This window comes from Corynebacterium sp. KPL2825 (genome assembly GCF_037908445.1).
Taxonomy (GTDB): domain Bacteria; phylum Actinomycetota; class Actinomycetes; order Mycobacteriales; family Mycobacteriaceae; genus Corynebacterium; species Corynebacterium kefirresidentii.
Map to the genome: position 1 here is coordinate 277206 of NZ_JBBMGI010000002.1, position 6672 is coordinate 283877.

At 57.6% G+C, this 6672-nt stretch carries 6 protein-coding genes; 4 read left to right on the forward strand and 2 right to left on the reverse strand.

Annotation, left to right across the window (positions count from 1 at the left end; genetic code table 11):
• Positions 1–6: 6 nt before the first annotated feature.
• Complete coding sequence (locus tag WMQ00_RS02885) at positions 7–1104, reverse strand: branched-chain amino acid aminotransferase (RefSeq protein ID WP_234288174.1); 1098 nt, start codon at positions 1102–1104, stop codon at positions 7–9.
• Positions 1105–1207: 103 nt separating this feature from the next.
• On the opposite strand from WMQ00_RS02885, the gene WMQ00_RS02890 reads away from it, so the two are divergent.
• The 3 genes from WMQ00_RS02890 to thiC all read left to right on the forward strand — a co-directional run bounded on the left by WMQ00_RS02890 (position 1208) and on the right by thiC (position 5477).
• Complete coding sequence (locus tag WMQ00_RS02890) at positions 1208–2695, forward strand: leucyl aminopeptidase (RefSeq protein ID WP_340440652.1); 1488 nt, start codon at positions 1208–1210, stop codon at positions 2693–2695.
• Between the two features lie 38 nt (positions 2696–2733).
• Complete coding sequence (locus WMQ00_RS02895) at positions 2734–3270, forward strand: isochorismatase family protein (protein WP_200288850.1); 537 nt, start codon at positions 2734–2736, stop codon at positions 3268–3270.
• A 425-nt stretch (positions 3271–3695) separates the two neighbouring features.
• Complete coding sequence (gene thiC / locus WMQ00_RS02900) at positions 3696–5477, forward strand: phosphomethylpyrimidine synthase ThiC (RefSeq protein ID WP_340440653.1); 1782 nt, start codon at positions 3696–3698, stop codon at positions 5475–5477.
• Here thiC and WMQ00_RS02905 read toward each other — a convergent pair.
• On the reverse strand, positions 5469–5879 hold the full coding sequence (locus WMQ00_RS02905; protein WP_023021164.1) for a hypothetical protein: 411 nt from the start codon (positions 5877–5879) through the stop codon (positions 5469–5471). The two genes, thiC and WMQ00_RS02905, sit on opposite strands and share 9 nt — an antisense overlap.
• A 125-nt stretch (positions 5880–6004) precedes the next feature.
• Here WMQ00_RS02905 and WMQ00_RS02910 point away from each other — a divergent pair.
• A partial coding sequence (locus tag WMQ00_RS02910; RefSeq protein ID WP_340440654.1) for a biotin/lipoyl-containing protein occupies positions 6005–6672 on the forward strand: 668 nt, incomplete at its 3' end.

Here is a 6672-nt window from a genome sequence, read left to right on the forward strand (position 1 = left end):
CGCGGCCTATTTCACCAGGGTATGCAGCCAGCCATGGGTATCTTCCACGGCACCGCGCTGAATTCCGGTTAGGTGCTCGCGCAAGGTCATGGTGATCTCGCCTGCTTCATTGCCATTGACCTGGAAATCGGCGGAATCGCCCAGCACGTGGCCCACCGGGGTGATAACCGCGGCAGTACCGCAGGCAAAGGCCTCCGACATTGCGCCGGATTCTGCATCGCGCTGCCATTCCTCGGCCGTAATGCGGCGTTCGGTGACCTTGTAGCCCAGGTCTTGGGCAACTTGCAGAAGAGATTCGCGCGTGATGCCCGGCAACAAGGAACCGGATAGTTCTGGCGTAACAATCTCCACATTCTCGCCAGAGCCATAGACAAACATGAGGTTCATTCCGCCCATTTCTTCGATGTAGCGGCGTTCAATAGCGTCCAACCAGACCACCTGGTCACAGCCTTTTTCATCCGCCTGGGCCTGGGCCAATAGCGAGCCCGCATAGTTGCCCGCAAACTTGGCCGCGCCGGTGCCGCCGGGCGCTGCGCGCACGTAGTCGGTGGACAGCCAAACAGATACCGGTTTGATGCCACCACTGAAGTAGGAACCCGCTGGGGAGGCTATTAGCACGTAGCGGTAGGACTTGGCCGGGTGAACCCCCAAGGAAACCTCGGTGGAGATCATAAAGGGACGCAGATACAACGCCGCTTCTCCACCGGCTTCCGGTACCCAGTTCTTATCTACTTCCACCAATTGGCGCAAAGACTCAATAAACTCCTCTTTCGGCAGCTCCGGCATAGCCAAGCGTTCAGCAGAGTTGATAAACCGCTGGGCATTATGGTCTGGACGGAAGGTGGCAATGGAATCATCGGGCTGACGATAGGCCTTGATGCCTTCAAAGATTGCCTGCCCGTAGTGGAATACGTTGCTTGCCGGTTCCATTGTCATCGGCCCGTACGGTCTTACCTGAGCATTGTGCCAGCCCTTTTCTTCGGTCCAATCAATGGTGACCATGTGGTCCGTAAAGTGCTTGCCAAAGCCGGGGTTGGCGAGGATTTCGCTCAATTCCTCCGCAGACGTGGGATTATCGGTCCGAGTAATCGTGTAATCAAGCATGCCCACAATCTACCCCTTTATCTATAGCGAGGCAGGAATAAGTTCACCGCTGCGCGGTACAGTAGAGGGAAGATTGATAAGCCTTTTTATAAAGGAGGACACTATGGCACAAAACGAATTGCCCGCACGCGGTCACTTTCCCAAGCTAAAGCTGGGGAAGAAGGTTCCAAAGAAGGCGGACGCACTACTAATTGCTGCGTTCGAGGGCGAAGGCGGGCTAGAACTGCCGGGCACCGAGTTGCTAGGGGCTGCCGCACTGCGCTCCACCTACGAAGCACTGGTGGCCGTAGGGGCTTCCGGCACCGCCGGCGAGGTCACGCGAGTACCGGCTCCAGCTAAGGCTGGCGTAGCCTCCATCATCGCCGTGGGATTGGGCGAAGCAGAAGAAGTAGACGATGAAACGCTGCGCCGCGCTGCAGGCCAGGCCGCCCGCTCCATTACCAAGATTGAACAGGTAGCTACCTCTCTGGGCGATTTTGGCATCGCCCCAGTGGTAGAAGGCCTCATCCTCGGCGGCTATAAGTACTCCGGCCTACGCAGCGAGCCATCTACGATGCCCACCACCTTTACCGTAGTGGCCGAGAAGTCAGCCCAAGAGGAATTTGAAAACGCGAAGATTACCGCTGAATCCGTTCTTCTCGCCCGCGATCTGGTCAATACTCCATCCAACCTGCTCTACCCAGAAAGCTACGCCGCTTTCCTTTCCGCCCAAGCAGCAGAGGCGGGCCTTGAGGTAGAGGTCTTGGATGAAAAGGCCCTAGAAAAGCAGGGCTTTGGCGGCATCCTGGCGGTCGGCCGTGGCTCTGCACGTCCGCCGCGTTTGGTCCGCTTGAGCTGGCGCCCGAAGAAGGCCAAGCGCCACGTCGCGCTGGTGGGCAAGGGCATTACCTTTGATACCGGCGGCATTTCCTTGAAGCCAGGCGCCAAGATGTGGGACATGATTTCCGATATGGGCGGTTCCGCCGCAATGGCCGCTGCCATCATCGCTGCGGCAAAGCTGAACCTCAAGGTGGGTATCACCGCTACCCTGCCACTGGCAGAAAACATGCCAGGCAGCGATGCCACCCGCCCAGGTGACGTCATCACCCACTACGGCGGCATTACCTCCGAGGTGCTCAACACCGATGCGGAAGGTCGCCTCGTGCTTGCTGATGCCATTGCGCGCGCCAGCGAGGACAACCCTGACTACCTCATTGAAACGGCTACTCTCACCGGCGCCCAGATGGTTGCTCTAGGTGAGCGGACCGCCGGCGTTATGGGTTCCGAGGAATTCCGTGACCGCATGGCCGAAATCGGCCGCGAGGTGGGCGAGAAGGCTTGGGCCATGCCGCTACTGGAGGAACACGAGGAATCGGTAAAATCCGCCAGCGCCGATATCCGTAATATCAACGCTAAGCGTGAGGGCGGCATGGAATATGCCGGCACCTACCTCCAACACTTTGTGGGTGAAGGAATCGAATGGGCCCATATCGATGTGGCCGGCCCTTCCTTCAACACCACTGGCGCTTATGGATACACCCCAAAGATGGGCACCGGCGTGCCCACCCGCACGGTGGTAGCAGCCCTGCGCGAAATTGCTGAATTAAAGTAGCACCACAGCAGGCTTTATGCGATTAAACTCCTAAAGGCATGAAGCCTGCTCTGATTATCGTTGACGTTCAATATGACTTTTGCCCCGGCGGCGCCTTGGGTACCGAACGAGGCAATGAAGTCGCTGCCAAGATCGCTACCCTGCAACAGGATTATGACACCGTCGTAGCCACGCAGGATTGGCATATAGATCCGGGCTCTCACTTTTCCCAGAGCCCGGATTTTGTTGATTCCTGGCCCGTGCACTGTGTAGCCGAATCCCACGGAGCGGCCATGCATGAGGCTATCGGGCCGGCCCAAGCCTACTTCCGCAAGGGCGAATACACCGCCGCCTATTCCGGATTTGAGGGTGCTGCTAACGGCACCCTGCTTGCTGACTGGTTGCGCGAGCACCACATCGATGCCGTAGACATCGTGGGCATTGCCACCGATCATTGTGTTCGTGCCACCGCTGCTGATGCCCTACAGGAGGGGTTCACCGTCCGCGTTCTGCGTGACTATTGCTCCCCGGTAGATGAATCTCGCGGTGAGGCGGCGTTGCAAGAGTTAGCCGCTGCCGGCGCCACGATCTGCTAGGCAAAAGAAAACGCCTGCGGCCCTCGAACCGAAAGTGGTCCGAGGGCCGCAGGCGTCTCTCTACAAGGTGTTTCCATGTATCGGCTAAAACAGCCGCCCTCTGGAAACATGAGGGGTTCTCTCTATCTCTCTCGCATGCGCTCTCTCAAACGCATGAACTTAGTATGGGTTACCGATATTGGATAGCGGTGGAAAGATCCTGAAAGTTTCCTGTTGACCTAGCAACCACATTCCTTCACCCTCCCACCACGCATCGCTAGGCCTAGACCAAATGCAGAAAACCCTGCGCTGGGTGAGGCGATTGTTATACGGTGATCTACGTCCCCACGGGTGCCCGAGCACGGGCTGAGAGTGCGCTACAGCTGCGTATCTACCGTTCGAACCTGTTTGGTTAATACCTACGAAGGAAGAGAGGAGAGCCTGCCATGACGGCTGCCCCAGAAAACCACCCCAAGCATTCCTATTCCCCCATTCGACACAACGGCTTAGAGGTCCCAGAGACCGAAATCCACTTGGACGATTCCCCTCATGCCCCTAACGAGCCCTTCCGCGTTTACCGCACGCGTGGTCCCGAATGCGCACCGGAGCAGGGGCTTCCGGCATTACGCACCGAGTGGATTCAAAAACGCGCGGATACCGAAAAATACCAAGGCCGCAACCGAGAGCTCGCTGACGACGGCCGCGCCGCACAGCGCCGCGGTGCTGCCTCCCAAGAATGGAAGGGCTCTAAGCGCCTGCCGCTTAAGGCGAAGGCAGGCCAACGCGTTACGCAGATGCATTATGCCCGCCAGGGCATCATTACCCGCGAAATGGAATTTGTAGCTCTGCGCGAGCATTGCGATGCGGAATTCGTACGTCAGGAGGTCGCTCGCGGCCGCGCGATTATTCCCAATAATGTCAACCACCCCGAGTCCGAGCCCATGATCATTGACCGCAAATTTCTTACCAAGATTAACGCCAATATCGGCAACTCAGCAGTATCCTCCTCCATCGATGAGGAAGTATCCAAACTGCGCTGGGCTACCCAATGGGGTGCGGATACCGTCATGGACTTGTCTACGGGTGACGATATCCACACCACCCGTGAGTGGATCTTGCGCAACTCCCCGGTTCCCATCGGCACCGTCCCGATTTACCAAGCATTGGAAAAGGTCAATGGCGTAGCGGAGGACCTCTCGTGGGAAATCTTCCGTGATACCGTCATCGAGCAATGCGAGCAGGGCGTGGACTATATGACGATTCACGCTGGTGTGCTTTTGGCCTATGTGCCTTTAGCTAGCAATCGCGTGACTGGCATTGTAAGCCGCAGCGGCTCGATTATGGCGGGCTGGTGCTTGGCCCACCACAAAGAATCTTTCCTTTACGAGCACTTTGATGAGTTATGCGAGATTTTTGCGCAATACGATGTTGCATTTTCGCTTGGCGACGGCCTGCGTCCCGGCAGCCTAGCCGATGCGAACGACGCAGCCCAGTTCGCTGAACTTAAGACGATTGGCGAACTTACCCGCCGGGCTTGGGAGTATGACGTCCAAGTCATGGTGGAAGGCCCTGGGCATGTCCCGCTCAACATGATTCAAGAAAATAACGAGCTCGAGCAGGATTGGGCCTCTGACGCGCCCTTTTATACTCTCGGCCCGCTAGTTACCGATATCGCTCCCGGCTATGACCACATCACTTCTGCCATCGGCGCCGCCCATATCGCTATGGGTGGCACGGCGATGCTGTGCTACGTGACTCCGAAAGAGCACTTGGGCCTACCCAATCGAGATGACGTAAAAACTGGTGTCATTACCTATAAGATTGCCGCGCACTCCGCGGACGTGGCCAAAGGTCACCCTGGCGCCCGTGCCTGGGATGACGCGATGAGCAAGGCCCGCTTTGAATTCCGCTGGAATGATCAGTTTGCGCTTTCCCTCGATCCGGAAACCGCGCAGGCTTACCATGACGAAACCTTGCCTGCCGAGCCAGCAAAGACCGCCCACTTTTGTTCCATGTGTGGCCCCAAGTTCTGCTCTATGCGCATCAGCCAAGACATTCGGGATATGTTTGGCGGGCAGATGGCCGAGCTAGGCATGCCAACGCTAGGTGAGCAAGTCCGCGAAGCCGTCGACGGCACTGCACCGGAGAAAGGCATGCAAGAAAAGTCTGCCGAATTCCGCCGCCGCGGCTCCCAGGTCTACCTACGTGAAGAGAGCGATCTAGCTTAATTCAGTCCCCGTATCGGGGTTCTCGCCGCGCTCGAACCGGGCGCGGCGTTTTCTTTGTTCTTCCCTTTTACGCAGAATGCGGTTTCGCTCCAGGCGTTCACGCATGCGCTGCGGGTAGCCGGTTTCTTCCACGTCATAAATATCGCAGCTCAATAATGCGGCCACCGCGTCGATACCCTTTGGCCCGCCGATGCGACGGCGGATGAACTCGCCGTTTTCATCGACAACGACAACCGACATCTCGTTGACCACTGTTTCCGGCTCCACAAAGGCCTCTACATACATTCTTCCGGCGGCCCACTGTTGCAAATCCTGCGCGTCTTCTGGGCGGATGGTCTCCCCCGGTCCGCGGGGTGGTCGCAGTGACGATCTGGACTTGTTGCGGCGGAAGGGGTTGAACATAATTCCCTAGCTTACCCGGAAGGAGGGTAGTTACTAACCCCACATCTGCACGAGGGTGAGCATCACGCTGTAAGATTGTCGGGTAGCGATAGAACACTTCCAACTTTCGAGGAGTCTTATAACTCATGGCGAACTCCGTTGAGATGCCCGAGCTGGGCGAATCCGTAACCGAAGGCACCATCACGCAGTGGCTCAAGTCCGTCGGCGACACCGTCGAAGTAGACGAGCCTTTGCTCGAGGTCTCCACCGACAAGGTCGATACCGAAATCCCCTCCCCCGTAGCCGGCACCATTATTGAAATTAAGGCTGACGAGGATGACACCATCGAGGTTGGCGAGGTCATTGCCATCATCGGTGACGAGGATGAGGCAGGCTCCGCATCCAACGACTCCTCCGCTGACAAGGACGAGGAAGAAGCAGAAGAAGCTCAGGTAGAGCCAAAGGCTGACTCTTCTAACGGCGGCTCCGGCGACGCATCCGACGTGGAAATGCCAGAACTTGGCGAGTCCGTCACCGAAGGCACCATCACCCAGTGGCTCAAGTCCGTCGGCGACACCGTCGAAGTAGACGAGCCACTGCTCGAGGTCTCCACCGACAAGGTCGACACCGAAATTCCATCCCCAGTAGCAGGCACCCTGGTAGAAATCCTCGCCGACGAAGATGACACCATCGAGGTAGGCGCAGTCATCGCCCGCATCGGCGACGAAAACGCCACCGCATCCTCCTCCGACTCCAAGCCAGAACCACAGGCCGAAGAAAAGAAGGAAGAGGAAAAGAAGGAAGAGCCAAAGAG